This window comes from Escherichia sp. KCJ4928 (assembly GCF_004352695.1).
Lineage (GTDB): Bacteria > Pseudomonadota > Gammaproteobacteria > Enterobacterales > Enterobacteriaceae > ECMA0423.
The window spans coordinates 1-391 of the sequence record NZ_SJWV01000638.1 but is presented as its reverse complement, the minus strand read 5'-3'; the positions used below and the strand labels follow the sequence as shown (position 1 = coordinate 391).

The window sequence follows — 391 nt, the reverse complement described above, 5'->3', positions numbered from 1 at the left end:
CAAACTTCGTCAGGGGTTTTGCCTTACCCTCACCCACCCAGCCGGCAGCACCGCCCGACACCTGGGCGTGCACACGGATATTGAACGGCACCTGACGAAGTGCAGGGATCCCGCCCTGACCAAATCGCCCGATAATGGTCTGAGGACGCAGGTAATCAATAAAGTCCTGTGCGTATTCCTGATATTCAGACAGGCTGCCTGCCCACTGCGGATCCGTGGTGGTCCCCGCGCCCACTGCCGATTTCAGGACATGATGCAGACGACTGTCATCCGGATACTGACGACGGGCCACTTCCAGGGCTTCAGAGCGGACACCTTTAGCCGCAGCCAGCGATTTGGCAAAACGTGCGAAACCAATCCCCTTATCCAGTTTCTGCTCCACACGGATCAC

At 58.1% G+C, this 391-nt stretch carries 1 pseudogene; it reads right to left on the bottom strand.

What is annotated here, in order from left to right:
- A pseudogene (locus E0D98_RS26010) lies at positions 1-391 on the bottom strand (phage major capsid protein); the annotation flags it as partial.